The organism is Sphingomonas sp. ACRSK, assembly GCF_022346685.1.
Lineage (GTDB): Bacteria > Pseudomonadota > Alphaproteobacteria > Sphingomonadales > Sphingomonadaceae > Sphingomonas > Sphingomonas molluscorum.
Genome location: NZ_JAKRNR010000037.1, coordinates 1 through 26,671 on the forward strand (window position 1 = coordinate 1; position 26,671 = coordinate 26,671).

General features: G+C 69.5%; 27 protein-coding genes and 2 pseudogenes. 13 read left to right on the forward strand and 16 right to left on the reverse strand.

Going from position 1 to position 26,671, the window contains the following annotated elements:
* Nucleotides 1-255 precede the first annotated feature (255 nt).
* Nucleotides 256-912: an alpha/beta hydrolase gene (locus MHZ35_RS15470; protein WP_125960375.1), complete on the reverse strand. Its 657-nt coding sequence runs from the start codon at nucleotides 910-912 to the stop codon at nucleotides 256-258.
* A 94-nt stretch (nucleotides 913-1,006) separates the two neighbouring features.
* On the opposite strand from MHZ35_RS15470, the gene MHZ35_RS15475 reads away from it, so the two are divergent.
* From MHZ35_RS15475 to MHZ35_RS15495, 5 genes are all read left to right on the forward strand, one after another.
* Entirely contained in the window at nucleotides 1,007-2,062 is a 1,056-nt protein-coding gene (locus MHZ35_RS15475) for a cysteine desulfurase family protein (protein ID WP_274616045.1), read from the forward strand.
* On the forward strand, nucleotides 2,059-3,150 hold the full coding sequence (locus tag MHZ35_RS15480) for a cysteine desulfurase family protein (RefSeq protein ID WP_239436462.1): 1,092 nt from the start codon (nucleotides 2,059-2,061) through the stop codon (nucleotides 3,148-3,150). Before MHZ35_RS15475 ends, MHZ35_RS15480 begins: the two co-directional genes overlap by 4 nt.
* Nucleotides 3,147-3,476: a 2Fe-2S iron-sulfur cluster-binding protein gene (locus MHZ35_RS15485; protein ID WP_239436463.1), complete on the forward strand. Its 330-nt coding sequence runs from the start codon at nucleotides 3,147-3,149 to the stop codon at nucleotides 3,474-3,476. Before MHZ35_RS15480 ends, MHZ35_RS15485 begins: the two co-directional genes overlap by 4 nt.
* Nucleotides 3,476-4,351 (forward strand): class A beta-lactamase, encoded by an 876-nt coding sequence (gene bla, locus MHZ35_RS15490; protein WP_239436464.1) that lies wholly within the window; start codon nucleotides 3,476-3,478, stop codon nucleotides 4,349-4,351. The genes MHZ35_RS15485 and bla overlap by 1 nt, the downstream gene beginning before the upstream one ends.
* A gap of 229 nt (nucleotides 4,352-4,580) precedes the next feature.
* The gene (locus tag MHZ35_RS15495; RefSeq protein ID WP_239436465.1) at nucleotides 4,581-6,035 is read left to right on the forward strand and encodes an ATP-binding protein; all 1,455 of its coding nucleotides are present in this window, start codon (nucleotides 4,581-4,583) and stop codon (nucleotides 6,033-6,035) included.
* Nucleotides 6,036-6,289: 254 nt separating this feature from the next.
* On the opposite strand, the gene MHZ35_RS15500 is transcribed toward MHZ35_RS15495, so the two are convergent.
* From MHZ35_RS15500 to MHZ35_RS15510, 3 genes are read right to left on the reverse strand one after another with little or no spacing between them, the layout of a single operon-like run.
* Nucleotides 6,290-6,730: a cytidine deaminase gene (locus tag MHZ35_RS15500; RefSeq protein ID WP_239436466.1), complete on the reverse strand. Its 441-nt coding sequence runs from the start codon at nucleotides 6,728-6,730 to the stop codon at nucleotides 6,290-6,292.
* On the reverse strand, nucleotides 6,727-7,401 hold the full coding sequence (locus tag MHZ35_RS15505; RefSeq protein WP_239436467.1) for a glycoside hydrolase family 25 protein: 675 nt from the start codon (nucleotides 7,399-7,401) through the stop codon (nucleotides 6,727-6,729). Before MHZ35_RS15505 ends, MHZ35_RS15500 begins: the two co-directional genes overlap by 4 nt.
* 9 nt (nucleotides 7,402-7,410) lie before the next feature.
* Entirely contained in the window at nucleotides 7,411-7,893 is a 483-nt protein-coding gene (locus MHZ35_RS15510; protein WP_239436468.1) for a UPF0262 family protein, read from the reverse strand.
* A 125-nt stretch (nucleotides 7,894-8,018) separates the two neighbouring features.
* Between MHZ35_RS15510 and MHZ35_RS15515 the strand changes: the two genes are divergently transcribed.
* Together MHZ35_RS15515 and MHZ35_RS18205 are read left to right on the forward strand one after the other, a co-directional pair.
* A complete protein-coding gene (locus tag MHZ35_RS15515) occupies nucleotides 8,019-9,533 on the forward strand; it encodes a replicative DNA helicase (protein WP_239436469.1) in 1,515 nt (504 codons plus the stop codon).
* Nucleotides 9,526-9,890: pseudogene (locus tag MHZ35_RS18205) on the forward strand (DUF3088 domain-containing protein). Before MHZ35_RS15515 ends, MHZ35_RS18205 begins: the two are co-directional and overlap by 8 nt.
* Nucleotides 9,891-10,752: 862 nt before the next feature.
* Here the strand turns inward: MHZ35_RS18205 and MHZ35_RS15525 are convergent.
* The 7 genes from MHZ35_RS15525 to MHZ35_RS15555 form a co-directional block, all read right to left on the reverse strand.
* Entirely contained in the window at nucleotides 10,753-11,520 is a 768-nt protein-coding gene (locus tag MHZ35_RS15525; protein WP_239436471.1) for a phosphoadenylyl-sulfate reductase, read from the reverse strand.
* A complete protein-coding gene (locus MHZ35_RS15530) occupies nucleotides 11,513-11,965 on the reverse strand; it encodes a DUF934 domain-containing protein (protein ID WP_239436472.1) in 453 nt (150 codons plus the stop codon). The genes MHZ35_RS15525 and MHZ35_RS15530 overlap by 8 nt, the downstream gene beginning before the upstream one ends.
* Entirely contained in the window at nucleotides 11,958-13,589 is a 1,632-nt protein-coding gene (locus MHZ35_RS15535) for a nitrite/sulfite reductase (protein ID WP_239436473.1), read from the reverse strand. The genes MHZ35_RS15530 and MHZ35_RS15535 overlap by 8 nt, the downstream gene beginning before the upstream one ends.
* Before the next feature lie 61 nt (nucleotides 13,590-13,650).
* Entirely contained in the window at nucleotides 13,651-13,947 is a 297-nt protein-coding gene (locus MHZ35_RS15540) for a DUF2849 domain-containing protein (protein ID WP_125960361.1), read from the reverse strand.
* Nucleotides 13,944-14,732: a uroporphyrinogen-III C-methyltransferase gene (cobA, locus tag MHZ35_RS15545; protein WP_239436474.1), complete on the reverse strand. Its 789-nt coding sequence runs from the start codon at nucleotides 14,730-14,732 to the stop codon at nucleotides 13,944-13,946. The genes MHZ35_RS15540 and cobA overlap by 4 nt, the downstream gene beginning before the upstream one ends.
* An 84-nt stretch (nucleotides 14,733-14,816) precedes the next feature.
* Nucleotides 14,817-16,232, reverse strand: coding sequence for a succinylglutamate-semialdehyde dehydrogenase (gene astD / locus MHZ35_RS15550; RefSeq protein WP_239436475.1), 1,416 nt, complete (start codon nucleotides 16,230-16,232; stop codon nucleotides 14,817-14,819).
* A gap of 79 nt (nucleotides 16,233-16,311) precedes the next feature.
* Entirely contained in the window at nucleotides 16,312-17,700 is a 1,389-nt protein-coding gene (locus MHZ35_RS15555) for a protein adenylyltransferase SelO family protein (RefSeq protein WP_239436476.1), read from the reverse strand.
* 18 nt (nucleotides 17,701-17,718) lie between these two features.
* Here MHZ35_RS15555 and MHZ35_RS15560 point away from each other — a divergent pair, with 18 nt between their 5' ends.
* The 3 genes from MHZ35_RS15560 (at nucleotide 17,719) to MHZ35_RS15570 (ending at nucleotide 21,245) form a co-directional block, all read left to right on the forward strand.
* A complete protein-coding gene (locus tag MHZ35_RS15560) occupies nucleotides 17,719-18,603 on the forward strand; it encodes an alpha/beta fold hydrolase (RefSeq protein WP_239436477.1) in 885 nt (294 codons plus the stop codon).
* A gap of 10 nt (nucleotides 18,604-18,613) precedes the next feature.
* The gene (locus tag MHZ35_RS15565; RefSeq protein WP_239436478.1) at nucleotides 18,614-19,753 is read left to right on the forward strand and encodes a glycosyltransferase family 4 protein; all 1,140 of its coding nucleotides are present in this window, start codon (nucleotides 18,614-18,616) and stop codon (nucleotides 19,751-19,753) included.
* Nucleotides 19,754-19,841: 88 nt separating this feature from the next.
* Nucleotides 19,842-21,245, forward strand: coding sequence for an NAD(P)H-dependent flavin oxidoreductase (locus MHZ35_RS15570; RefSeq protein ID WP_239436479.1), 1,404 nt, complete (start codon nucleotides 19,842-19,844; stop codon nucleotides 21,243-21,245).
* A gap of 73 nt (nucleotides 21,246-21,318) precedes the next feature.
* Here the strand turns inward: MHZ35_RS15570 and MHZ35_RS15575 are convergent, their stop codons facing one another.
* A complete protein-coding gene (locus MHZ35_RS15575; protein ID WP_206432181.1) occupies nucleotides 21,319-21,513 on the reverse strand; it encodes a hypothetical protein in 195 nt (64 codons plus the stop codon).
* Nucleotides 21,514-21,665: 152 nt separating this feature from the next.
* Between MHZ35_RS15575 and MHZ35_RS15580 the strand changes: the two genes are divergently transcribed.
* Complete coding sequence (locus tag MHZ35_RS15580; RefSeq protein WP_239436480.1) at nucleotides 21,666-22,154, forward strand: SH3 domain-containing protein; 489 nt, start codon at nucleotides 21,666-21,668, stop codon at nucleotides 22,152-22,154.
* Between the two features lie 18 nt (nucleotides 22,155-22,172).
* Nucleotides 22,173-22,934, forward strand: coding sequence for a prepilin peptidase (locus tag MHZ35_RS15585; RefSeq protein WP_239436481.1), 762 nt, complete (start codon nucleotides 22,173-22,175; stop codon nucleotides 22,932-22,934).
* 3 nt (nucleotides 22,935-22,937) lie between these two features.
* Here MHZ35_RS15585 and MHZ35_RS15590 read toward each other — a convergent pair whose 3' ends face one another.
* The 4 genes from MHZ35_RS15590 to MHZ35_RS15605 all read right to left on the reverse strand — a co-directional run bounded on the left by MHZ35_RS15590 (nucleotide 22,938) and on the right by MHZ35_RS15605 (nucleotide 26,097).
* Entirely contained in the window at nucleotides 22,938-23,492 is a 555-nt protein-coding gene (locus MHZ35_RS15590; RefSeq protein ID WP_239436482.1) for a TonB family protein, read from the reverse strand.
* A gap of 153 nt (nucleotides 23,493-23,645) precedes the next feature.
* Nucleotides 23,646-24,248, reverse strand: a complete 603-nt coding sequence (locus MHZ35_RS15595; protein WP_446741060.1) for a DUF1989 domain-containing protein — start codon at nucleotides 24,246-24,248, stop codon at nucleotides 23,646-23,648.
* Nucleotides 24,248-24,931 carry a guanitoxin biosynthesis heme-dependent pre-guanitoxin N-hydroxylase GntA gene (gene gntA / locus MHZ35_RS15600; RefSeq protein WP_239436483.1) on the reverse strand — a complete coding sequence of 228 codons (684 nt, stop codon included), beginning with the start codon at nucleotides 24,929-24,931 and terminating at the stop codon, nucleotides 24,248-24,250. Before gntA ends, MHZ35_RS15595 begins: the two co-directional genes overlap by 1 nt.
* A 95-nt stretch (nucleotides 24,932-25,026) precedes the next feature.
* On the reverse strand, nucleotides 25,027-26,097 hold the full coding sequence (locus MHZ35_RS15605) for a YihY/virulence factor BrkB family protein (protein ID WP_164521232.1): 1,071 nt from the start codon (nucleotides 26,095-26,097) through the stop codon (nucleotides 25,027-25,029).
* A 217-nt stretch (nucleotides 26,098-26,314) separates the two neighbouring features.
* Between MHZ35_RS15605 and MHZ35_RS15610 the strand changes: the two are divergent.
* Nucleotides 26,315-26,671 (forward strand): annotated as a pseudogene (locus MHZ35_RS15610) (hypothetical protein); the annotation flags it as partial.

Consider the following 26,671-nt stretch of genomic DNA (forward strand, 5'->3'; position numbering starts at 1 on the left):
GTCGAAGACGGGGGGCGCAGCCTCGGGCGGCGGGGGCGGCAACAGCCGCGGCGCGAGCGTCAGCAGCATGATCAGGATCAGGACGTTGATCCCGACCGCCAGCAGCAGCGCGATCGTGCGGGGCCGGCGGGACGCGCGATACGACGAGATGGGATCGGACGTCGCGCGCATTGCTGGCGCGCCTACACCGCGCGCGCAGGCGCCGCAATCATGTGTTGGAAGCCCGGGGACGGGTGGCGCCCCCGGGCTTGCAGGTCAGCGGATCGGCGAGTTCGGGTCGAGCCGCATGTCGAGGTAGCGGTCCACGCTGCCCATCAGCTCCGGCATCTCGTGCTCGAAGAAGTGGTTCGCGCCCGGGATCACGTCGTGGTGGATCGTGATGTGCTTTTGCGTGCGCAGCTTGTCGACCAGCTTCTGGGTCGCAGCCGGCGTCACCACCTCGTCCGCCTCGCCCTGGATGATGATGCCCGAGGAGGGGCAGGGTGCCAGGAAGGTGAAGTCGAACATGTTCGCCGGCGGCGCGATCGAGATGAAGCCGCGGATCTCGGGGCGGCGCATCAGCAGCTGCATACCGATCCACGCGCCGAAGCCGAAACCTGCGACCCAGGTCGTCTGCGCTTCGGGGTGGAAGCTCTGCACCCAGTCGAGCGCGGAAGCCGCGTCCGACAGCTCGCCGACGCCATTGTCGAACGTGCCCTGGCTCTTGCCGACGCCGCGGAAATTGAAGCGCAGCGTCGCGAAGCCGCGGCGCTGGAACGTCTTGTAGAGCTCCTGCACGATGCGGTTGTTCATCGTGCCGCCGGCGTTGGGATGCGGGTGGAGGATCATCGCCACGGGTGCGCGCGGGCGCGGGGCGGGGGCAAAACGACCTTCGAGGCGCCCTTCCGGGCCGGGAAAGATGACTTCGGGCATGGGTTTCCTGCCGAGAGAAATGGGGCGCGCGGTTGGGCGCAGCAAGCTGCGCGCTATATAGGCGGCAAGCTTTCCCGCGCAATCGGAACGATTCTTGGCCGAACGACTCTATCTGGATCATGCCGCGACAACCCCGATGCGGCCGGAGGCGATCGCCGCGGTGGCAGAGGGCATGGCGCGCTGGGCGAACCCCTCGTCTCCTCATGCCGAGGGGCGCGCCGCGCGCCGCATGCTGGAGGATGCCCGCGCCCGCATCGCCGCGGCGCTCGGCTGGCGGCACGAGGTGATCCTGACCAGCGGCGCGAGCGAGGCGATCGCGCTGGCGCTCGGGCGGGCAAAGGGCGTGCGGATCGCCGTGTCGCCGACCGAGCATGATGCCGTCCTGCGCGCCGCGGGCGATGCGGAGCGGCTGGCGGTGGATGTGGCGGGGCGGGTGGTGCTGCCCGATCCCTCCGGCGAACGGCGGCTGTTCGCGATCCAGGCGGCCAATTCGGAGACGGGCGTGCTCCAGCCGCTCGACGCCCTCGCCACCGAGATCCGCGCGCGCGGGGACCTGCTGTTCGCGGACTGCGCGCAATCGGCGGGCAAGCTCCCGCTGCCGGACGCGGACCTGATCGCGGTGTCCGCGCACAAGCTCGGCGGGCCGCCGGGCATCGGCGCACTGCTGGTGCGCGACTTCGCGACCCTCGAACCCACGGGCGGCCAGGAGCAGGGCTATCGCGGCGGGACGGAGAACCTGCCGGGGGTGCTCGGCTTCGCAGCCGCCCTGGAAGCGCCGTGCGAGTGGCTGGAGCAGGCGACCGAATGGCGCGCGGCGCTCGACGCGGGGGTGATCGCGGAAGGCGGGGAGGTCGTCGCCGGGGAGGCACCCCGCCTCGCCACCATCGCCGCCTATCGCATGCCGGGTGTCGCCTCCGCCGCGCAGCTGATCCGCTTCGACGGCAGCGGCATCGCGGTGTCCGCCGGCAGCGCCTGCTCGTCCGGCAGCCTCAAGCCCAGCCACGTGCTGGGCGCGATGGGCTGGGAAGCGCAGGCGGCGCGGGAAGTGGTGCGGGTGAGCTTCGGCTGGAACACCCGAGCCGAGGACGTCCGCCGCTTCGCCGATGCCTGGACCCCAATCGCGCGGGAAGCCCGGGCGCGCGCCGCATGAGCTACCTCGACTATCAGGCGACGACCCCGCTCGCGCCCGAGGCGCTCGCCGCGATGCTCCCCTGGCTGGAGCGCCAGCACGCCAACCCGCATTCCCCCCATCGTGAGGGCCGCGCCGCCCGCGCCGCCGTGGAAGTAGCGCGCGGGCAGGTGGCCAGGTTGCTGCCGGACGGGGGCCGTGTCGCTTTCACCTCGGGCGCCACCGAGGCGCTCAACTGGGCGATCCAGGGCACCCAAGGCCCGATCGTGACGCTCACGACCGAGCACGCCGCCGTGCTCGACACCGTCGCTGCCGAGGCACGCAAGGGCCGCCCGGTCACCATCCTCCCGGTCGGCGCCGACGGCCGCGTCGACCTGGACGAAGCCGCCCGCGCGATCCGGCCCGGCACCGGCCTGGTGGCGGCGATGCTGGTCAACAACGAGATCGGCGTGATCCAGCCGATCGCGGAGCTCGCCGCACTCGCCCACGCCGCCGGCGCGCGGTTCCTGTGCGATGCGGTGCAGGGCTATGGCCGCGTACCCATTCCCGACAGCTGCGATCTGGTCGCGGTCTCCGCCCACAAGATCCACGGGCCCAAGGGTATCGGCGCGCTGTGGGTCCGCGACGGCGTGCCGCTCGCGCCGCTGCTCCACGGCGGCGGCCAGGAAGCGCCGGGGCGTTCCGGCACGCTCTCGCCCGCGCTCTGCGCCGGCTTCGGCGCCGCCGCCAAGCTTGCGGTGGAGCGGCACGACGAGGACGCGGCGCACGTCGCCCGGCTCGCTCAGGCGGCACTGGCCACATTTGGATCCGATTGGCGGGTGAACGGCTCGACCGAGCACCGCTACCGCGGCAACCTCAACCTGCGGCGCGCAGGGCTCGACGTGGCGCGGTTGATGAGCGACCTGCGCGACATCGCCTTTTCCGCCGGCTCCGCCTGTGCCAGCGGCTCGGGCCGGCCGAGCCACGTGCTTCGCGCCATCGGCCTGTCGGACGCGGAGGCACGGTCGAGCATCCGCATCGGCTTTGGCCGCACCACCAGCGAGGAGGAATTGTTGAACGCCATCACCCGGATCGACGCAGCGGCGCGCGCGCAGAAGGTGGCGGCATGATCGTCCGCTTCATCGGCGTCGACGGCGCGATCGAGGAAGCGCGCGGTGCCGCTGGCGACCGGCTGCTCGACTTGGCCCAAGCCTATGGCCAGCCGCTGGAGGGCACGTGCGACGGGCAGATGGCCTGTTCGACCTGCCACGTCATCGTCGCGCCCGAGTTCGCGGAGCTGCTGCCGCCGCCGTCGGAGGAAGAGGAAGACATGCTCGATTTCGCCCCCGGCGCCACGCGCACCAGCCGGCTCGCCTGCCAGATCACGCTCTCCGACGCGCTCGACGGCCTCACGGTGCGTATGCCCGGCGTGCAAGCCGACGCGAGGCGGCGCTGATGCGGCGGCGTGACTTCGTCGCCGGCGCCGCGGCCGCGGTGCTGCTGCCGACCTGGCTGGAGGCGCTGGGCAGCGCCGCCTTCGCCGCCCCCGCCGATCCGCTCGCCGCGATCGCCAGCGAGGCAGGCGGCCGCCTCGGCGTGTCGGTGCTGGACACGGGCACCGGGCGGCGCCTGTGGCTCGACCCGCTGGCTCGCTATCCGCTGTGCTCGACCTTCAAGGTGCCGCTTGCCGCTGCGATCCTCACGCGGGCGGACCGCGGCGAGCTCGACCTCCAGCGCCCGATCCGGTTCACGCAAGGCGATCTCCTCGACTATGCCCCGGTGGTGCGTGAGAACCTGCCGCGCGGGCAGATGACGCTCGCGGAGCTGTGCGCCGCTGCCGTCGAGTGGAGCGACAACGCCGCCGCCAACCTGCTGCTGCCGCAGCTCGGCGGCCCGTCCGGCCTCACGCGCTTCCTGCGCTCGGCAGGGGACACGATCACCCGGCTGGACCGCGTCGAGCCCGAGCTCAACGACTACAAGCCCGGTGAACTCCGCGATACGACCACGCCGATGGCGATGACGACGCTGGTGGCGGCGCTGCTGACCCGCGACGTGCTCCAGCCGGCCTCGCGCAAGCAGCTGACCGACTGGATGATCGGCTGCCGCACCGGGGACAAGCGGCTGCGCGCCGGCCTCCCCAAGAACTGGCGAGTCGGCGACAAGACCGGCACCAGCGGCAACGGGCAGGCCAACGACATCGCCATCGCCTGGCCGCCGAGCCGCAAGCCGATCCTGATCGCCTGCTATTTGGATGCGCCTGGGGTGGCGCCGGAAAAGGCGGACCAGGCGATCGCCTCGGTGGGGGCGCTGGTGGGACAGCTGTTCGCCTGACACCGACCGTCCTGTTCCTGACACCCGTTTGCCTCGAGTAGCCGTCGAGCTTGTCGAGACGGCGTATCGAGAGGGCGCCCGCGGTGGCTCTCTCGATACGGGCTCTCGACAAGCTCGATCCCTACTCGAGACAAACGGGGAGGGTGAATGCGATGGGCCCCGATGCCACCCGCGAAAACCGTCGCATCCCCCTTGCCGCAGCCCCCCACCATCGTCCAAACGCGCCGGCATGACCGTTGCCGTTGACATGGGAACCGATCCGGCCGGCAAGCCGGTTCCGATTGATCTCGAAGAACTTCTCGCCACCCGCCTGCTGGTTCAGGGTAATTCGGGCTCGGGCAAGTCGCACCTGCTGCGCCGCCTGCTCGAACGCAGTGCGCGCCACGTCCAGCAGGTGGTGATCGACCCGGAAGGGGACTTCGTCACCCTGTCCGCCGCCTATGGCCACATCGTCATCGATGCGGTCGACCACAGCGAGCGCGAAGTCGCGAAGTTCGCCGCCCGCGCCCGCGAGCATCGCGCCTCCGTCGTCCTCAGCCTGGAAGGGCTGGAGGCGGAAGGCCAGATGCGCTGCGCCGCCGCGTTCCTCTCGGCGCTGTTCGATGCGCCCCGCGAGCATTGGTATCCCGCGCTCGTCGTGGTGGACGAGGCGCAGCTGTTCGCCCCCACCACCGGCGGTGAGGTGGCGGAGGAAGTGCGCCGTGCGTCGCTGTCGGCGATGACCAACCTCATGTGCCGCGGTCGCAAGCGCGGCCTGGCCGGCGTCATCGCGACCCAGCGTCTCGCCAAGCTGGCCAAGAACGTCGCGGCAGAGGCGTCGAACTTCCTGATGGGCCGCACCTTCCTCGACATCGACATGGCACGCGCCGCCGACCTGCTGGGCATGGAGCGACGGCAGGCCGAGCAGATCCGCGATCTGCAGCGCGGCACCTTCCTCGCGCTCGGCCCGGCCGTCACGCGCCGCCCGGTGGCGGTGCGGATCGGCGCGGTCGAGACCTCGGCGCGCAGCGGCAGCCCCAAGCTGACGCCGCTCCCCTCCGGCCAGGTCGCCGACATCAAGGACCTGCTGCTCGCCCCGGTCGAGGAGATGCTGCCGCTGCCGATGCCGGTCCGCCGGGCGCCGCCTCCCGAAGAGGTGATGGCGGCGATCGAGCGCCCGGCCGGTCCGATCGCGACCCCGGCGCTGCCAGAGCGTTCGGAGGAGGAGACCGACACGATCATCGCCGACGTGCTGCGCGCGATCCTGTCCGACGACGACGCGGCCCAGCGCCCGGCGGCGATGCTTTACCAGGACTTCGGCGTGCGCTGCCGCATGGCGGGGCTGTCGCGCCCGCCGCTCGACCTGCCGGGCTTCACCCGCCGCCTGTCGTGCGCGCGCGCCGGCATCTTCGAGTCGCCGGAAGCCGAGTGGGGCGACGCGCTCCAACTCGCCGCATCGCTGCCCGACGACATGCTCGGACCGTTCCTGCTGATCGCCCGCGCCGCCCGCGCCGGCGAGCCATGCCCGAGCGACGAGGAGATCGCGCGCACCTATGGCACCAGCTCGATGGGCCGGGTGAAGCGGCTGGTCGCCTATATCGAGAGCCGTGAGCTGTTCGTGTGCCGCACCGACCTGTCCGGCCGGAGGTCGATCACGCTGCCGCACCTCGGCTGGACCACGGAAGCATCCGAAGTCGCGGCGTAACGCCCACGCTCCGTCGTATCCCCGCGAAGGCGGGATCCAGGGCCAAGCAGAGAAACGGCTGATAATGCCTGGTGCCCTGGGCTCCCGCCTTCGCGGGAGCACCGAGAATGTGTCAGGAGCAGCCTGACTCTCGCCACTCAAACCCGTACCCCGGCGAAGGCCGGGGCCCAGTCGGGAAGGCCGCCGTGAGGCATGATCCGGCTAGATCACCCCACCTGGACCCCGGCCTTCGCCGGGGTACGCTCGCGGCGCCCCTACAGCCCCAGGTCCGCCGGCCCGAACGCATGCGGCAGCAGCTCCGACAGCCGGTGCTCCTCGACGGCATCGCCCTCGGCACCTGCGCAGAACACGCGCAAGTCCCGCCGCCCGATCTGCGCCGCCTCGTTCAGCACCTGCCGGCAGCGCCCGCACGGCCGCACCGGCACGTCGCCGGTCGCGACGCCGTCGACCATCATCCCGCCGATCACCGCCACCTCGGCGATCTCGCCCAGTCGCCCCTGCGCGCTGGCGGTCGCAACCGCCACCGTCTCCGCGCACAGCGACAGGCCGTAGCTCGCATTCTCGAAATTGGCGCCGGTGATGACGCTGCCGTCGGTCATGCGCAGCGCGGCGCCGACGGCGAAGCGCGAATAGGGCGCGTGGGCGTTGCGGGCGGCGGTGCGTGCCGCCGCGATCAGGGCTTCGGTATCGGTCATGGTGCAACGACATCCCAATGGACGGGGCGGTCGACGCCGTCGATCCGCCGGATGGTGCTCGCCTGCCACATCCGCCACGGACGTGCCAGATAGAGGGGCGCGAAGAACTCCTGAGCGGCCCACAGCGGCCGGTCGACGGCACCGCTCACCGCATAGGCCTTTTCGAACGGCTCGGAGACCTTGAGCAGCATCGGCGAACCGGTGTGGTGCTCCACCACCTCCAGGAAGCGGCGAATGCCGGCAAGGACCTGCGCGCGCTCCGGGCGACGGGCGCAGCCTTCGTCCAGTTCCAACTCCAGCACCGTCGGCAGCGCGTCGATCGCGCGCGGCACGAAGGTGACGAACGCGTCGGCCTGCGCCTCTGCCGGCTGGCACAGCGAGAACTGGTGGATCACGCCGCGGCGGATGCCTGCTTCCCCCAGCGCCGCCCAGTTGGACTGGAACAGCCGGTCGCGGCGCGTGCCGTCGCCGATCGCGCGGACATAGGCGAAGTCGACGCCGCGGGCGCGCGCCGTCAGCCAGTCGACCGGCCCGGTCTCCTCCGACACGTCGATGCCCTGCACCGGATATTCCCCCGTCGAGGGCCGCCAGTCGGTCGCATAGTGCCAGCCCGCGGCCCCCGCGAGGCACAGCGCCGCCGCGATGGCGAGCACCGCCTTCAAAACCCGCATTCCCTGAATTCAACCCCTGATGTGCAGCACGCAGATGAGCGTGAAAAGGCGGCGCGCCGTATCGAAATCGATCTCGATCTTGCCGGCGAGCCGCTCGATCAGCAGCTCGGCGCCCTCGTTGTGGAGACCCCGGCGCGCCATGTCGATGGTTTCGATCTGCTGCGGCGTCGCCTGACGCAGCGCCTGGTAATAGCTGTCGCAGATCGCGAAATAGTCGCGGATCGGCCGGCGGAAGCGGGCAAGGCCCAGCACCAGCGTCTCCAGCGGCGTGTCGTCGGCGCGACGGATGTCGATCGCCAGCCGCCCGTCCTCCACGCGCAGGCGCACGCGGTACGGCCCGGCATAGCCGTCGGCATGCACCCGTTGCGGTGCGAAGCGGTTGCCCTCCAGCAGGTCGTAGATCGCGATCCGCCGTTCCTGCTCGACGTCCGCGTTGCGCCAGAGAATGGTGCGCTCGTCGAGCGAGACGTCGATGATCCGCGGATCGGCCATGGTGGAGCAGCGCTTAGCCGTTTGGCGCGCGTTGGCAACGCCCAAGCCGGCAAAACGCACCTGTCCACAGATGTTTCGCTTGGGGTCGCTTGAGCTTGGCGGCCGCGTCTGGGAAAAGCAGGCCCATGGCCACACTTGCACATATCGGCGGCTCGTCCGCTCCGTCCCCGGCTGCGCGCCTTCCCCAGAACGTGGAGGCCGAAGCGGCGCTCCTGGGCGCCATGATGATCGACAACCGGCTGGCCGACGACATCGTCGAGCGACTCGAGCCGGACCATTTCTTCGAACCCGTCCACGCCCGCATCTTCGAAAAGATCCGCGACGTCCGCCGCCAGAACATGCTCGCCAACCCGGTCACGCTGCGCCCGTTGTTCGAGGACGACGCCGGCATGCGCGAGCTGGGTGGCCCCGGCTATCTCGCCCAGCTCACCGGCAGCGGCGCGGGCCTGCTCGGCGCCAAGCAGTTCGCCGAGCAGATCTACGACCTCGCCCAGCTGCGTGCGCTGATCACCGTCGGCACGACGCTGGTCGAGAACGCGCTCGACACCAGCCAGACGATCGATCCCCGCAAGCAGATCGAGCAGGCGGAAGAGGCGCTGTTCCGCGTCGCCGCCGAGGGCACGACCGCCAACACGGTCAAGAGCTTCGCCCAGGCGACGACCATGGCCGTGCAGATGGCCGATCGCGCGCTCAACTCGGGCGGCGGCCTGTCGGGCGTCACCACCGGCCTCGACAGCGTGAACTCGCGGATCGGTGGTCTGCACCATTCCGACTTGATCATCCTCGCCGGGCGTCCGGGCATGGGCAAGACCTCGCTTGCCACCAACATCGCCTTCAACGCCGCGCGCCGCTTCATGGACGATCAGCGCGCCGGCGTCGAAAAGGGCAAGTCGGTCGGCGCCAAGGTCGCCTTCTTCAGCCTCGAAATGTCGGCCGACCAGCTCGCCACCCGCGTGCTCGCCGAACAGTCCGGCATCAGCTCGGAAGCGCTGCGCATGGGCAAGATCAGCAAGGCGGAGTTCGTGAAGCTCGCCGATGCCGCAGCCGACCTCGAATCGCTGCCGCTCTACATCGACGACACCGCCGGCCTTTCGATCAGCGGCCTGCACACGCGCGTGCGGCGTCTCCATCGGCGCCTGGACGACCAGCTCGGCCTGGTGGTGGTCGACTATCTCCAGCTGCTGCAGGGCACCGGCCGCTCCGACAACCGCGTGAACGAGATCTCCGAGATCAGCCGCGGCCTCAAGACGCTCGCCAAGGACATCGGCGTGCCGGTGATCGCGCTCTCCCAGCTCAGCCGCGCGGTGGAGCAGCGCGAGGACAAGCGCCCGCAGCTGTCCGACCTTCGCGAGTCCGGCTCGATCGAGCAGGACGCCGACATGGTCTGGTTCGTGTATCGCGAGGATTATTACGTCGCCGCCAAGGAGCCCAAGCGCCCGCGCGACGGCGACGACGCGCGCGTGTTCGAGGATCACGCGAAATGGGCGGTCGACATGGAGCGCGTCTATGGTCTCGCCGAGCTCATCATCGCCAAGCAGCGTCACGGCGCCACCGGCAAGGTGACGCTGAAGTTCGAGCCGACGATCACGCGTTTCAGCGACTATGTCGGCGAAGGCTATGGCAGCTTCGACAATGAGTGAGGCGGGGCAGGGGACGCGCGACCGGCTGATCCTGATCGATCCGGCGAGCACCGATCCTGCCTACCCGGACGCGCACTATTTCTGCTTCGACTGCATCGTGATCGAAGGCGTGCTCGCCGCGTATCCACAATTGCGCGAGCGCCTCGACGTCGAGCACGTCGCCTGGGCTCGCCCGCGCGAGCGAGTGGTCGCGCTGGTGGGGGGGCGCACCAGTCGTTTCCCCTGCTGATCCTCGCCGACGACGCGCCGACGGAACTCGCGACGGGGGAGGCGAACGGCGTGCGCTTCGCCGACACCCGCGACGCGATCCTGGAGGCGCTCGCCGCCCGCCACGGCATCCCGCGCCGGCATCCGTGAGCGGGCGGGAGTAGCCGAGGGAGGCGGTCGCTACCTCGGAAACACGTCCGCTAGCCCCGGCACCCGCTAGGTCCAGTCACCGTCCAGGCCGCAGGCGTACCCCGGCGAAGGCCGGGGCCCAGTTGCGGCGTCATCAGACGTGGGCGCACCTTCGCACCACCGTCCAGCCGCCCGCGACGACACCGCTGCGAACGTCGCAACAGCGGCCCGATCCCGCCGTATTCCTGCGCAAGCAGGAATCCAGGGCCAAGCAGAACGACTGCTCGCGGAGTCCCGGAACCCTGGGCTCCTGCCTGCGCAGGAGCACGATGAGGGTGTCGGCGAAGGTCACGGCAACCCCACGGTCCAGCCGCAGTATTGTCGATGTCAGCGCGCCCCGGCACCATCATCCCAACTGGGCCCCGGCCTCCGCCGGGGTACGCCGTCTCGCTTGGGGCACCTGCCGGCTACCCACAGACACCCGCGATGCTCGGCCGCCGCGGAGGTGTCCCTCCACAACTTATCCACAGCTTGTGCAGCGATCATTCACCGATCGCTGCCCGTTCCCGCGCACGGCCTACCCACAGGTTATCCACAGGCCTTTGCACATGCTGTCCACCACGAGTCCACAGGCTTGCGCACGACCCATGCACAGCCTGTCCATCGTCAAATTAGACCCCTGATCCACGCGGGACCAACGTGTCGCTCACCGACTGCCAACAACTTATCCACAGGCTCGTCCACGCCCAGCAGACGCGCGAACGCCCTCCCACAACCACGAGAGCGCCGACCGTTCAGAAGGATACGCAAACGCCCCCAGCCTCCCGCTTCTGCGAGAGCACTGAGGGCGCGAGGGGAAAAACCGCGGCCGCAGCCGCGACGGTCAGAAGACGGGCTGGTTCGGGTCGCCGTCCGGAATGGGGGTGTGGATCCCGCATTCGGTCTTGTTCCAGCCGCTCCAGCGGCCGGAGCGCGGGTCTTCGCCCGGCGCCACCTTGTTGGTGCACGGCTGGCAGCCGATCGACGGATAGCCCATCGCCACCAGCGGGTTCACCGGCAGGTCGTGCGCGGCGAAATAGGCGTCGAGCTCTTCCTTGGACCAGGTGATGAGCGGGTTCACCTTCAGCCGGTCGCCATCCAGTTCGAACCGCGGCAGGTTCGCGCGCGTCGCCGCCTGGAACGCCTTGCGCCCGGTGAAGCTCGCGTCGAACCCGGCCAGCCCGCGGGCAAGCGGCTCGACCTTGCGGATCTCGCAGCAGCCATCCGGGTCATAGGACCAGCGCAACCCGCTCTCATCCCGCGCCGCCAGCCGCTCGGCATCGGGCTGGAGGATGCGCAGGTCGGTGAGCCCCAGGAAGCGCACCAGTTCGTCGCGATAGGCGATCGTCTCGGCAAAATGCTTGCCGGTGTCGAGGAACAGCACCGGCACCGACCGGTCGACGCTCGCCACCAGGTGCAGCAGCGCCGCCGACTCCGCCCCGAACGACGACACCACCGCGACTTCGCCCAGCAGCCCCTCGCCGAGCGCCACGCGCAGCATCTCCTGCGTGTCGACGCCCCGGAACCGTTCGTTCAGCCGTGCCGCATCCGCCAGCGTGAAGCGCGGCGCGACGTCCAGCCGATCGACGATGCGCAGCGCTGCATTAGCCATGACGCAGTTTCCAGACCGGTTGCACCGGGTCGGCCGCCCGCTGGTAGAAGTGCGCGTAGCGGCTCAGCGCTGCCTCGGCGGTCGCCTGGTCGATCGGTGCCTCGGGCGCGAAGCTGTCGAAGCCGCAGCGCCGCATCGGCAGCAGCTGATCGACCAGCACGTCGCCCTGCGCGCGCAGCTCGCCCTCATATCCGGCCTCGCGCAGGACGCGCGCCGACGAATAGCCGCGCCCGTCGCGGAACTTGGGGAAGCTCACCTCCACCAGCGCGATCCGGTCGAGATAGGGGAGCAGCGCCCGCGCATCGTCGCCCGCCTCCAGCCGCACGGCCGTGGCGTTCGACTGGCCCAGGAACGCGTCCAGCGTCACCGCCGGCTCGTCATGCGGCGCATCGTCGCGAAAGCGCAGGAAGCCCGCGTCGGCCGGATTGGTGGTCAGCTCAGCCATAGATCGCCTCCTTGAACGGCTCCATGCCGATGCGCCGGTATGTGTCGACGAAGCGCTCGCCCTCATGGCGCTCGGCCAGATAGCGGTCGGTCACGCGCTCGATCGCGTCGACCACCCCGTCCTCGGAAAAGCCCGGGCCCGTGATCTTGCCCAGGCTCACGTCCTCGGCACCCGATCCGCCCAGCAACAGCTGGAAATTCTCCGTGCCCTTCCGGTCCACGCCCAGGATGCCGATGTGGCCGGCATGATGGTGGCCGCAGGCGTTGATGCAGCCCGAGATCTTGAGCTTCAGCTCGCCCAGGTCGCGCTGGCGGCCCAGGTCGGCGAAGCGTCCGGCGATCTTCTGCGCGAGCGGGATCGAGCGCGCATTGGCGAGGCTGCAATAATCGAGCCCCGGGCAGGCGATGATGTCGCCGATCAGGTCCAGGTTCGCCTCGGCGAGACCCGCCTCCACCAGCTGCTGCCAAACCGCATAGAGGTCGGCCTTGCGGACATGCGGAAGGACGATGTTCTGCGCATGGGTCACGCGCAGCTCGTCGAAGCTGTAGCGGTCGGCAAGCGCGGCCATGCGGTCGATCTGGTCGGCCGTGGCGTCGCCCGGAATGCCCTTGGTCGGCTTCAGGCTGATGTTGACGATGGCATAGCCCGGCTGCTTGTGGGCCTTGACGTTCTGGTCGAGCCACACAGCGAAGTCCGGATCGCTGCGGTCGAGCGCGTCCGGCAGGCCCTGCTCGAACGCCGGCGGCGCGAAATGCGCGGCGATGCGGTCGAACTCGGCCTGCGGCGGGTCGATCCCCAGCGCCTTGACCGCCACGAACTCTTCCTCGACCTGGCGGCGATATTCGTCCGCGCCGATCTCGTGGAGCAGGATCTTGATCCGCGCCTTGTAGATGTTGTCGCGCCGTCCGTAGCGATTGTAGACGCGCAGGCACGCCTCCAGATAGCTGACGAAGTCCTCGAACGGCACGAACTCGCGGATCAGCGAGGCGATCATCGGGGTGCGGCCCATGCCGCCGCCCACATACACCGCCGCGCCCAGCTTGCCGTCGCGCTCGATGATCTGCAGTCCGATGTCGTGCAGCCGCATCGCCGCGCGATCCTCGTCGGCCGCGATCACCGCGATCTTGAACTTGCGCGGCAGGTAGGTGAACTCGGGGTGGAAGGTCGACCACTGGCGCAGCAGCTCGGCCCAGGGGCGCGGGTCCGTCACCTCGTCGGCGGCAGCGCCGGCATATTGGTCGGACGAGATGTTGCGGATGCAGTTGCCGCTGGTCTGGATGGCATGCATCTCGACGGTCGCCAGCTCGCGCAGGATCGCGGGCGTATCCTCCAGCTTGATCCAGTTGAACTGCAGGTTCTGGCGCGTGGTGAAATGGCCGTAGCCCCGGTCATAGGTGCGCGCGATATGGCCAAGCATCCGCATCTGGCGGCTGTCCATCGTCCCATAGGGGACGGCCACGCGCAGCATATAGGCGTGCAGCTGAAGATACAGGCCGTTCATCAGCCGCAGCGGCTTGAACTGGTCCTCGGTGATCTGCCCCGACAGGCGCCGTGCGACCTGATCGCTGAACTCCGCGATCCGGCCCTCGACGATGGAGCGGTCATATTCGTCGTACTTGTACATGCTACCCTCGTCACACCGGCATTCGCCGGGATCGCGCGCCGGTTGGCGCCGCGGCAGTTGTTCAGATCACCCAGCTTCCGGCATCGGGATCGGCAGGCTTCAGCGTCAGGTCGGGCCGCACCGTCGGGCCGAGCGCCCGGATGCGGTCCTTGATATGCGCGGGGCGGGGGCCCTCGGCAGTCGCCTCCGCGTCGATCACATAGGGCACGTTCACGCGCAGCGCGGCTTCCTCGACATGGGCAATCGCCTCGCCATTGCTGCCGACGTCCACCGCGTCCTCCAGGTGCCGGGACCAGCCATTGCCGGTCCACCACACCACGTCGCCGCTCGCCAGATCATTGCCCGTCAGGATCTTCACGCCATTGCCTCCGCTGCGGTCGCCCAGGCGCCCAGCTTGTCCTCTGCATCCGCCAGCTGGACCACTTCGCCCACCACGATCACCGCCGGGCTCTGCACGCCCTCACGCCCGACCATCGGCCCCAGGTCCGCCAGCAGCGTCCGCAGCGCCCGCGCACCCGGCAGCGTGCCGCGCTCCAGCACCGCCACAGGCATGTCCGGGGCGACACCGTCCGCCATCAGCTTGTCCGCGATCGCCTCGGCCGTCGCCACGCCCATGTAGATCACCAGCGTGCGGCCCTTGCCGGCAAGCCCCGACCAGTCCTGATCTGTCAGCCCCTTGCACTGGCCGGCGACGAAGCTCACCGCCGAAGACCAGTCGCGATGGGTGAGCGGCAGCATCGCGCCCGCCGCACAGCCCAGTGCTGCCGACACGCCGGGGATCACTTCCACCGGAAGCCCTGCCGCCCGCACCGCTTCGACCTCCTCGCCGCCGCGGCCGAAGATGAACGGGTCGCCGCCCTTCAGCCGCACGACGATGGCGCCGGTCTTCACATGCGCCACGATCAGCGTGTTGATCGATTCCTGCGGCAGCGTGTGGCGCGAACGGCGTTTGGCGACCGAGATGCGCTGGGCGGCGGCAGGGGCGATGTCGAGCACCCGCGCGTCCACCAGCCCGTCGTGCACCACCACGTCGGCGCTTTTCAGCGCCTCAACTGCGCGCACGGTCAGCAGGCCGGGATCGCCGGGTCCTGCGCCCACGAGGATGACGCGCCCACGCGCGTGCGGATCGAGTAGCGTCGGCATGCTTTGCAAATGGCGGGTCGCGTGCGCGGCCGCAACGCCACCCTTGCTTCGCCTGCCCCTAGCGAAACTTTGCGAGCCTTGCGCTCAGCCGTCGCGCAACCCGACGCCGATGGACGCGCGCGCCTGCTCGGCCTCCGACGAGGCGACGGGGTAGGCGCAATAGTCCGCCGCGTAGAAGGCGCCCGGCCGGTGGTTGCCGGACCAGCCCAGGCCCCCGAACGGCGCCTTGGGCGAGGTGCCGGTGGTCGGCCGGTTCCAGTTGATGACGCCCGCGCGGATGTTCGCCCAGAAGGCGTCGTAGCGCCTGGGGTCCTGGCTCACGAGCGTGGCGCACAGGCCGTAGCGGGTGTTGTTCGCCTCCGCGACCGCCGCCTCGAAGCTCTCGGCACGGATGACTTGCAGCAACGGCCCGAAGAATTCGGCGTCCGGGCGTTCGCTCGCCTCGGTCATGTCGACCAAGGCGGGGGTGACGAAGGGGCGCCCCTCGACCGGTCGCTCCAGGTAGCGGATCGGGCGGCCGCCCTTGCCCGACAGGTTCAGGAACCGCTCGGTGAGGCGATCGGCCGCATCATTGTCGATCATCGGGCCCATGAACGGGGCGGGATCGGCATGGGGCACGTCGATGATCATCCGGTCGATCAGCGCATTGACCTGTTCCAGCAGCGGATCGGCGAGCCGCTGGTCGACGATCAGCCGGCGCGCGGCGGTGCAGCGCTGCCCCGCGCCCAGGAAGGCGGACTGCACCACCAGCACCGCGGCCGTGTAGAGATCGGGCGTGTCCCACACCAGGATGGGATTGTTGCCGCCCATCTCCAGCGCCAGGATCTTCTCCGGATGCTCGGCAAAGCGGCGGTTGAGGGCAAGGCCGGTGCGCGCCGACCCGGTGAACAGCAACCCGTCGATCAGCGGGTGCTCCGACAGGGCCTGGCCGGTCTCCCGCCCGCCGATCAGCAGCCGCACGCAGCCTTCCGGGATGCCCGCCGCTCGATAGCAGTCGACCAGGAAGGCGCCGGTCGCCGGCGTCTTTTCCGAAGGCTTGAACACCACCGCATTGCCCGCCAGCAGCGCGGGCACGATGTGGCCGTTGGGGATGTCGGCGGGTAGATTGTACGGCGCCACCACCGCCAGCACCCCGTGCGGCTTGTGCCGCAACGCCAGGCGCGAGCCCATCTGTGCGTCCAGCCGGCGCTGGCCGGTGCGCTCGGCAAAGGCGGAGATCGACACGTCGACCTTCGCCATCACCGCCTCCACCTCGCCGCGTGCTTCCCACAGGGGCTTGCCGGTCTCGCGCGCGATCAGGTCGGCAAAGTCCTCCCCACGCGCGCGCACCACGTTGGCGAAGCGGCGCAAGGCCTCCGCGCGATAGGACAGGGGCTGCGCTGCCCAGGCCGGCCAGCTCGCGCGCGCCTGGGTGACTTCCGCGTCGACGTTGCCGCAGGCGCCGCGCCACAGAAAGGCGCCGGTCGCGGGTTCGGTCGAGACGAGTTCGGTGTCGCTCATTGGCCCTCGTGGTGAAGCGCGAGAACCTGTGTGCCTCAAAGCCGCGACGGATGCCAGTTCGCCAGCCCCGGCGCCCCGTCTAGCGCAGCGCCTCGCCCAGCTGCCGGATCTGCGCCACCTTGTCGTGGAGCGCCGACCAGTCGTCCGCCTCGGCGATCGGCGCCCAGATCGCCTCCACTTCCTCGATCGAGAGCTTGCACGGCGCCGCGTCCCAATGCGGGTGGTCGCGCGGCTTGCGCGGCGCATAGCCGGCGAGCGCCGCCCGCACCGCGGCAAAGGCTTCGCCGTAGCGGGGCTCATCCGGCAGGCTCCCCCCGAACGCGTCGTGGAAGAAGGCGTCCACCGGTGCGCTCGTCTCCCGCAAGGCAAGCTCCATCTGCCCGACGAGCGTGCGATCCTCGGCCTCTCCGCGCGGGGTGACGCCCAGCCGCCACAGCATCGCCGCGCGCACCGCCTCCTGGTAGCGGGGCGCGAACTGCTCGAGCACCGCGATCAGCGGCTCGGAATCCACCAGCGTGCGCAGTGCCACTGCCAGCTGCATTGCATCCCAGTAGATCGCCTCCGGCTGGCGCCCGAACGCATAGAGCCCGGCATGGTCGAAATAGGCGGCCGTGAACGCGGGGTCCCAGGTCTGCGCGAAGCGCCACGGGCCATAGTCGAAGCTCTCGCCCGTCACGTTGATGTTGTCGGTGTTGAGCACGCCATGAACGAACCCCGCCGCCATATACTGGCCCGCCAGCCGGGCGGTACGGGTCACCACATGGTCGAGCAGCCGCACCGGCCCGTCCTCGCCCGGCTCCTCGCCATAGAAGTGGCGCAGCACATAGCCGACCAGCCGCTCCATCGACTCCGCGTCCTGGTGATAGGCGAGGCGCTGGAACGTCCCAATGCGGATATGCCCGTGGCTCAGGCGCACCATCACCGCAGAGCGAGTGGGGGAGGGCTCGTCGCCCCGCGTCAGTTCCTCGCCAGTCTCGATGACGGAGAAGGTCCGGCTGGTCTCGACCCCCAGCGCCACCAGCATCTCGGTCGCCAGGATCTCGCGCACCGCACCCTTCAGCGTCAGCCGCCCGTCGCCGAAGCGGCTCCACGGCGTCTGCCCCGATCCCTTGGTGCCCAGGTCCATCAGCCGACCGCGGTCGTCGCGCATCTGCGCGAACAGGAAGCCGCGCCCGTCGCCCAGGTCCGGATTGTACGAGCGGAACTGGTGCCCGTGATAGCGCAGCGCCAGCGGCGTCTGGAGGTTGTCCGCCAGCGGCTGGAAGCGTCCGAAATGCGCGATCCACTCGGCGTCGTCGAGCGTGTCGAGCCCCACGCTCGCCGCCGCGCGATCGTTGCGGAACCGCAGGATGGTCTTGGGGAAGTCCGCCGCCGCCACCGGATCGTAAAATTCGGGGCCGAGCTCCAGGATCGCCGGTTCGGGCCGATAGGGGACGGGCGACGGATTGGGTTGCGAGCGATTGGCCATACGGCGATATGGGGAGCGATGACCGACAGACGCAACCCGCCCCGTGCCGGCGCCTGGCAGGATGATTTCTGGTGGTCCAACGACGGGCTCCGGCTGCACTTCCGCGATTATGAGGGCCGTGCCGACCGCCCGCCGATCCTCTGCCTCCACGGCCTCACCCGCAACGCCCGCGATTTCGAGGGCGTGGCGGCCCGCCTGTCCGGCGACTGGCGGGTGATCGTGCCGGAGATGCGCGGGCGCGGCGAGAGCGCCTATGCCCGCGATCCCATGACCTATGTCCCGCTCACCTACCTGCAGGACATCGACGCGCTGCTCGGCCAGCTCCAGCTCGACCGGGTGATCCTGTTCGGCACGTCGATGGGCGGCATCCTCACCATGCTGCTCGCAGCCACCGAGCGCGAGCGGGTGGCGGGCGCGCTCCTCAACGACGTCGGGCCCGAGCTGTCGCCGGCGGGTCTCGGCCGCATCCGCAGCTATGTCGGCCGCCAGCTGTGGCATCCGACCTGGATGCACGCCGCCCGATCGCTCGCCGAGGCCCATGCTGATACCTACCCGACCTACGACATCGCCGACTGGCTCGTCATGGCCAAGCGCCTGTACCGGCTCAATTCGTCGGGGCGGATCCTGCTCGACTATGACATGAAGATCGCCGAGCCCTTCCGCGTGCCCGGCAACGAAGCCGGCCCGGACCTGTGGCCCGCGCTCGACGCTTTGCGCGGCAAACCCGTGGCGCTGCTCCGCGGCGACCGCTCCGACATCCTCTCGGCCGAAGTCGCCGGGCGCATGGCCGAGCGCCTGCCCGAGGCAGAGCTAGTCACCGTCCCGAACACCGGCCACGCGCCGACGCTGGAGGAGCCGGAGGCCGCCGCCGCGATCGACCGCCTCCTCGCCCGCCTCGCCTGAAGGTCCCCCGATGCCCGTCCGTATCCTCCACCTCCACTCCAGCTTCGCGCCCGGCGGCAAGGAACAGCGCGCCGTCCGGCTGATGAACGCCTGGGGCGACCGCGCCGTGCACACCATCGTCTCGGGCGTGTCCGAGCAGACCGGCGCGCGCGACTGGATCGCCAAGGGCATCCGCTACGAGATCGCGCAGAACCCGCCCCCGCTCACCGGCAAGCCCTCGGTCGCGCGCTACGAAGCGATCGCCCGCTATGCGTCGCGCTTCGACCTGGTGCTCACCTACAATTGGGGCGCGATCGACGGGGTGATGGCGCGGCGCGCGTTCGGCAAAAACATGCCGCCCGTCGTCCACCATGAAGACGGCTTCAACGAGGACGAGGCCCAGCGGCTCAGCCCCGTGCGCAACATGTACCGCCGCTTCGCGCTCGGCGCCGCCCATGCGCTGGTGGTGCCGAGCCATGCGCTGGAGGAGATCGCGCTCGAGACCTGGCGCCAGCCGCGCGCCCGCGTCCATCGCATCGGCAACGGCATCCCGGTCGAGAAATACGCCGCAGGCTGCGCGCCCGACGCGATCCCCGGCTTCCGCCGCAATCCCGGCGAGGTCGTGATCGGCTCACTGGCGGGCTTCCGCGACGTGAAGGACCTGCCGCTGCTGGTGCGTGCCGTCGGCGGCATCGTCGAGGACGTGCAGCTGGTGCTGGTCGGCGACGGGCCGGAGCGCCAGGCGATCCTCGACGCGGCCGAGGCGATGGGGATCGAGGACCGCGTCCACCTGCCGGGCTTCCTGCCCGAGCCGCATCGCTACATGGGTCTGTTCGACATCTTCGCGCTGTCGTCCAAAAGCGAGCAGCAGCCGATCTCCGTCATGGAGGCGATGGCCGCCGGCCTGCCGGTGGTAGCCCCCCCGGTCGGCGACATCCCGCAGATGGTCGCCGAGGAGAACACCCCCTACATGGGCATCGACCGGCACGAGGTGCACCTGCGCGACCGGCTCCAGGTGCTGGCGCAGGACCCGGCCGCGCGCGGCCGCGTGGGCGCCGCGAACCAGGCGCGCGCTCGTGCGTTGTTCGACGAGAAGACGATGATTGCGGCCTATGCCGCGCTCTACGAGCAGGCGATGGGCAAGCCGGGGGCGTTGTCCCCCCAAGCGTAATTCTCTCGCGCGCCAGGAATTTGAGCAGTAAAGGCGCGGCATCGCTGGTCCGCCGCGCAGGTTCGTCGGGCATCATTCGGAGGTTGGTTTGTTCAAAGGTCTGTCCCCCATCAGCTACAACGGCCGTGAGGTCTGGCCGCTGGTCGAGGGAGGGAAGGGCGTTGCCGCCACCAACCACGCGTCTGCGGGTGCCTGGGCGGCAGCGGGCGGCATCGGCACCGTCTCGGCAGTGAACGCCGACAGCTATGATGCCGAGGGCAAGATCATCCCGCAGGTCTATCGCGCGCTCACCCGCCGCGAACGCCACGAGGAGCTGGTCGAATATGCGATCGAGGGCGCCGTGCAGCAGGTGAAGCGCGCCTGGGAGATCGCCGGCGGGAAGGGCGCGATCAACATCAACGTGCTTTGGGAAATGGGCGGCGCGCAGCGCGTCCTCCAGGGCGTGCTCGAGCGCACCCGCGGCATGGTTGCGGGCGTCACCTGCGGCGCGGGCATGCCGTACAAGCTCAGCGAGATCGCCGCCGAGCACAACGTCCACTATCTGCCGATCGTCAGCTCCGGCCGCGCCTTCCGCGCGCTGTGGAAGCGCGCCTATTCCAAGGCGGCCGAATGGCTCGCCGCGGTGGTCTATGAGGATCCCTGGCTGGCCGGCGGCCACAACGGCCTGTCGAATGCCGAGGACCCGCTCGCACCCCAGGACCCCTATCCGCGCGTGAAGGCGCTGCGCGACACCATGCGCGAGGGCGGCATTTCCGACGACGTGCCGATCGTGATGGCCGGCGGCGTCTGGTACCTGCGCGACTGGAACGACTGGATCGACAATCCCGAGCTCGGTAAGATCGCCTTCCAGTTCGGCACGCGCCCGCTGCTGACCCAGGAAAGCCCGATTCCCGAAGAGTGGAAGCAGCGGCTGATGCAGATCGAGGAGGGCGACGTCCTTCTTCACCGCTTCTCGCCGACCGGCTTCTATTCGTCCGCGGTCCGCAATCCCTTCCTGCGCAGCCTGGAGGCACGCTCCGATCGGCAGATCGCCTTCACCACGCAGGAAGCCGGCGACCACAGCTTCCAGCTCGACGTCGGCGTGAAGGGTAAGAACTTCTGGGTGACCCGCAACGACCTGCTGCGTGCGCGCGAATGGTTCGGCGCGGGCTTCACCGACGCGCTCAAGACGCCGGACAATACGCTGGTGTTCGTGACGCCCGAAGAAAAGCAGGTCATCCGCAAGGATCAGGCCGATTGCATGGGCTGTCTCAGCCAGTGCAGCTTCTCGTCTTGGGCGGATACCGAGACCAACTCCACCGGGCGCCTGGCCGATCCGCGCAGCTTCTGCATCCAGAAGACGCTGCAGGACATCGCCCATGGCGGTCCCGTCGACAACAACCTGATGTTCGCCGGCCACGCCGCCTATAACTTCAAGCGCGATCCCTTCTATTCGAACGGCTTCGTGCCGACGGTGAAGCAGCTGGTCGACCGCATCCTGACCGGCGACTGATGCGAAGAAGGGCACGGTCGCCATCGCGATCGTGCCCTTCTTTCTCCCGGGCGCGGGGAGCGCCCGTGCGGGCTCAGTCGTCCACGACCGTTCCGACGACCGCGCCGCCGACGCCGCCAACCGCAGCACCCTTCTCGACATCGCCGTTCGTCGCCGCAGCAACGCCGGCACCGCCCGCCGCGCCGATGCCGGCACCGGCCAGCGTGGAACAGGCGCCCAGCGGCATTGCGCAGGCGAGCAGCAGGGCAGGGGCAATCAGCTTCTTCACGGCAGCTTCTCCGGTTTGGTTGGGGGTATTCAACCAAAGCATCGGCCGCGCTGAGGTTCCGCCCAGATGTTCGCCTTGGGGTGCGCACGGCGGTTGAAGCCGGCGGCCCGAACGCACTACGGTGCGCCCCGGGGGACAACAGAGGACGACACATGCGGCATTCGGTGGTTTGGCTTGGCGGAGCGGCGATGCTGGCCGCGGCGGTGCTTCCCGCCGGCGAGGCAGCCGCGCAAAAGCGCAAGCCGCCCTATTACGCCTCCATCGCCGCGGGCGAGGCACGGATGCGCACCGGCCCCGGCAAGAACTATCCGGTCAGCTGGACTTTCCGCCGCGCCGACCTGCCGATCAAGGTGGTCGACATCTACCAGGACTGGCGCAAAGTCGAGGACCCGGACGGCACCCAAGGCTGGATGCAGGTCGGCCTGCTTTCCGATCAGCGCACCGGCTATGTGAACGGCGGGCTCGTCGAGCTTCGCTCCGCACCCAATGGCTCGGCGCACGTCGACTGGCGCGCCGCACCCGGCGTCGTCGGTCGGCTCAGCCGCTGTTCGGCCGGCTGGTGCTATTTCGACGTGAAGGGGCGCGGCGGCTATGTCGAGCAGTCCCGCCTGTGGGGCGTCGATCCCGGAGAGGATATCTAAGCCCCGGCGCGACTTCCCATGGTTGATCCCTGGATCTGGCCCGCCGCCCTGGGGCTGCTCGGCCTGGTGTTCGGCAGCTTCATCGCTACCCTCGCGATCCGCTGGCCGGAGGGGCGTTCGAGCCTCGTCGGCCGGTCCGCCTGCGACGGTTGCGGGCGGACGCTCCGTGCGATCGAGCTGGTGCCGCTGGCGAGCTTCGTCGCCCAGCGCGGCCGCTGCCGAAGCTGCGGCGCCAGCATCGCTCCCAGCCATCTCGTGGTGGAGCTGCTCGGCCTCGCCATCGGGCTCGCGAGCGGGCTCGCCGCCCCGGGGCTTCCCGCGATCGCCGGGGCGGTGTTCGGCTGGCTGCTCCTCACGCTCGCGGCGATCGACCTGCGCGCCTTCTGGCTGCCCAATCCGCTCACCGCTGCGCTGGCGCTTCTCGGACTAGGGACCGGGCTGCTCGGCATCCCGCCGTCGCTTCCGGATCGGCTGATCGGAGGCGCCGCCGGCTTTGCGGCCCTATGGCTGGTCGCAACCGCCTACCGCCGCCTGCGTGGCCGGGTGGGTCTGGGCGGGGGAGACCCCAAGCTGTTCGGCGCCATCGGCGTCTGGCTCGGCTGGCACGCGCTGCCGATGGTGTTGCTGCTCGCCTGCCTGCTGGGGCTGGCGGTGGTGCTGGTCACCCGCGTCCTCGGCCGCCCGCTCGCCGCCACCGACCGGCTGCCCTTGGGCACTCTGCTCGCACCGGCCGCTTTCGTGCTGTGGCTGGTGGCGATGACGGCGATTGAGCTTGGGTGAGTACTAGGCGCAAAGCCGCATGTCGGGCGGCAGGTGCATCTGATCGATCTGTTCCTGCGAAAGCGCGGCGGTCTCAGGCGTAATCGGGAGCAGGGTCGGGCACGTCGGGCTTGTTTCCCGAGCGAAGTTGATTGCCAGGTGCCAGGTCACGCTGAGGGGATAGTCCGAGGCGATCGGCTGCCCCGCGCTGTCGGTGGCCGGCGAGAAGGAGAGGTGTTGGACGATCAGGTCGCAGGTTCCCTTGTCCAAGGGAGCGAAGCCGCTGGACGTCGAAATGGTGCAGCCCGCAACGGCACCATGGTCGTCCACCCGCAGGATGGTAGAGACCCGACCGGCCTTCCGCGCAGCCGCGGCTTCCGCGGGATAATGATCCGCCGAGAACCACTGCGCCGGGCTCCCCAGGATGCGGGCCTTTTGCGGGCCCGATGGCGGCGCCGCGGTCTCTGCTTGAAGAAGCAGGGCCATGACAGACAGGATCAACAAGACAATTCTCCCCCCAGAGAACAGCGCCGAAGCACTGCTGCGTCCGTTTGAGCACGCGTGCATCACGCCGTCCACTGGCGGGGAGGGGGAAAACGAATGCCCGCGCCGGGCCTGTCCTACACGAGCGCTAGCTGCTTCAGTCGCGGCATGGCCGCCGCACCCCTTCCAGCCCTTCTTCCCGCCTGCGCGAAGCCAAGGTGCAGCGGGCTGCGTTGGCCTAACCTTAGACTAACTTTCCGATCCCGCCGGCTCCACGCGATAGTGGATCGGCTTGAACGTGCCGCCGTTGGAATCGGGTGCCGAACAGGCGGTGAGGCCGATCACCAGGTCCATGTGCGCGCGCAGGCGGATGAAGTCGCCCGCCTTGCTGATCGGCGGCAGCACCTTGAGCTTGCCCGTCTCGCCGTCGATCGGCACGTTCATGAAGCAGTTGAACGCCACCGGGATGCGATCGGGCGCGATGCCATAGGGCTCCAGCGCCGCCGCCAGGTTGCCGAAGCAGCCGCGATGCGGCGGCAGCTTCGGGTAGAAATGGTGGAAGGTATCGTAGGAGCAGGGCGTCAGCAGGAAGTCGTGCCGTCCGACCGTGTCCTCGATGATCTCCAGCATCACCTGCGACCGGTTCGAATAGAGCCGGTGGCCGGTGGTGAGGTAGATCGTCTCCGCGTAATCCAGCGTCCGGCCGGAGGAGATCACCTCGTCCAGATCGTGCGCGTTGAACGCCAGCAGGTCGGCGACCTGCTCGCCGCGCGGATCGATCACCGTCAGCGTCTCGCCCTTCGCCAGTCGAAAGGCGGTGCCGCTGCGCTCGGGAATGACTTGGGTCGAAATCAGGCGTCTCCGGAATAATGGAACGGGCAGCGCCAGGCCGCGTCGACTTCGCGCCCGCTGTACTGGCGTGCTTCGCTGGACGTGCCGTGGGGTGCCAGCATCGGGTTGCGCGATCCTGCCAGCGCCTCGTCGCGCACCAGGATCTTCTCCCGCATGCTCTCGTACTTGCCCTCGGCGCGCAGCCGCTCGAACTGGTCGTGGAGGTTGAACACCATCGCCGGCCGCTCGAACCGTCGGGCAGGGCGGCTGGAGTTGGGATGGAGGCCGACGACGAAGAACGCCTCGCCGCCGAAGCTCAGGGAGAAATGGGGATTCTCCGGATCCGGGCTGACGCGCGTGTCATACTCCTGCCCCCGCCACACGTCCTTGTCGGACAGCGACTGGACGCGTTGCCACAGCGCACGCTCGAACGCCGCCTCGGACAGGTCGTCGGGGCCGTCGAAGACGACGGCGAAGCTGCGGTACATGGTCTTGTCGCGGCGATAGGCCTGGGCAAAGCGCAGCAGCGCGTCGTGGATGCGCACGTCGTCCCAGGCGCTGTCGATGCGGGTGCAGCCGAACACTTCCAGCGTGCCCTTGGCGAGGGCGGCCTTGGCGCCGACGCACGGAAAGTCGCGCTCGCCGACATGGGCGAACATCATCGCTTCCAGGCGCTCCTGCGCCTCGTGCTTCCAGCTAAACATAGGTTTGGATTTGATCCCTTCGAGCCGCCACTACGCCCGGCAGGCGAGTCGAGTTCCGCCACCCCGGCCATGCGGCCGGGGTGGCGGCGGTCCGCTCAATACTTGTCGCGCCGCGGCTTGTGCTGGCGCTTGCTCGGCAGCTGGTCGGCCATGGTGGCGCCGCGGCGCCCCTGCGGGCGGGGGCGGCCGGTCGTGGAGTCCACGCCGGTCTGGCGTTCGGACTCGGCGTTGATTTCCGCACCGATCAGCACCGCGTAGCAGGAGACATAGAGCCACATCAGCAGCACCACGACTGCGCCGAGCGCCCCATAGGTCGCGTTGTAGTTGGCGAAGTTCGCGGCATAGACGCCGAACCCCAGCGTCGCGATGCCCCACAGCAGCGTCGCGGCGACCGACCCGATCGACAGCCACTGCCACTGCGCCCGCGCCCGGTCCGGCGCGTAGCGATAGATGAAGGCGAAGGTGCTACTGGCGATGGCGATCGCGACCAGCCACGTCAGGATCTGGATGGTGATGACGCCCGCGCGACCCAGTACGTCGACCGCGGTCTGCAGATAGCCGAGCGCACCTGCCGAGAAGAGGCCGACCAGCGCCGCCAGCACCGCGCCCACCGTCAGCAACGCGGAGGCGAGGGTGGTCTGGATGATGTTGCGGCTCTCCTCCTCCTCATAGATCACGTTCAGCGCCTGTATGATCGCGCTCGACGCGCGCATCGCGCCGTAGATGGAGAAGAACAGCGCGATGGCGAGACCCAGCCCGGCCTTGGAGGCGGCAGTGGTCGCGACCGAGATCAGCTGGTCCGAGATCAGCCGCGCCGCATCTGCCGGCACCAGTTCGAAGATCGTCTTCATGTGCTCGGCAACGGTGCTCGGGTCGGCGACCAGGCCATAGGTCATCACGATCGCGCCGAGCAGGGGCACAAAGGAGAGGAAGCAGTAGAAGGCGACGCCCGCCGCCATCAGCGACAGGTTGTGATAGCCGTCCATCGTGTAGACCCGCTTCAGGATGGACTTCCACGCGGCCCAGGGATGCTGCCACGGGTGAGTCGATTCCACCCCCGGGACTTCATGGGGTTCCGGGTGGAGCTTGGTCTCGGTCGGATCGACGTCGGGTGCGCTCTGGCCGGCGGCAGGCGCGCTGCCGGAAGGGGTCGCGGCGTCGGTCATCTGTCATTCCTCGCTTTCGATCGTCCCGGCTGCAACGCGCGCCGCCGCGATCTGGATGCACCCGAAACGATTCCGGAGCCGGCGGGAACCAAGCTGCTTCGTTACGGGTTTAGAGCGGTCCGGGGACGGGCGCGCGCGGGCGCCTGGGAGTGAAGGGGAGCAAGTGGGGGATTCTCGTCGACAGCTGTACTGGAGCCTGCTGGCCAGTGCCTTTGTGATGCCGTCCGCGATCGCTGCTCCGGTCGCCCAGCTCTCCGCACCGCCTGCAACCGCAGCCGGCGGCGCTCCTGCGGCAGGGCCCGCGGATACGCGCACCCAGGATAGGCAGGCCGCTGCCGCCCAGCCGCAGGGCGACATCGTTCCCGAGGCAGAGTTCGACAGCTCGCTTCCGCCCCTCAGCGGCGACATTAATGCCCCGCTGGAGGCGATGCCGCCCGCCACGCCGTCTGCCCAGGCCAACCCGTCGGCAGCCGCGCCGGCACCTGCGCCCCAGACCGGCGCAACCACGGGCGAAGCGATCCCGGACGCGCCGCTGGCCGAGGAGCCAGAGCTCGCCCAGCCGCTGCCGCCGATC